Here is a 395-nt window from a genome sequence, read left to right on the forward strand (position 1 = left end):
CAAGCAAGCCCTGCTGGTGGTCTTTATGTATTAGTTGGTATGGACCAAGCAGCTTATGATGCAAATATGAATAAAATTATCGACGAAGTAGGTGGTGAAGATTCTGCTCTTTGGAATCAATTCAACGACGAAAAGGCCGCCGCAGATCTTGCTGCCGTATTCGATTCTTTGAAAAAATAATCGTTGTTTGACGATTAGTTAAAGTGAAAAAGGCCACCTATAGAGTGGCCTTTGTTTCTATACACTCTCGGAGTTAGTCATGTATAAAACGATCACCAAGACCGGGCTGGCTATTGCAATTTCAGCAGCTGTTAGCTTTCCAACACTCGCAGTGTCAGATAGCCAAAAGCAACAACTCAATAATGCAGTTGTAAAAACAAGTCAATCCCAAGAAG

Annotated in this window: 1 pseudogene; it reads left to right on the top strand. The window is 41.3% G+C overall.

Annotated elements, in window-relative coordinates:
* Positions 1 to 180: pseudogene (locus tag AB4486_RS24920) on the top strand (hypothetical protein); the annotation flags it as partial.
* Positions 181 to 395 lie beyond the last annotated feature (215 nt).

The sequence above is a fragment of the Vibrio sp. 10N.222.55.C6 genome, from assembly GCF_041473395.1.
Lineage (GTDB): Bacteria > Pseudomonadota > Gammaproteobacteria > Enterobacterales > Vibrionaceae > Vibrio > Vibrio crassostreae_C.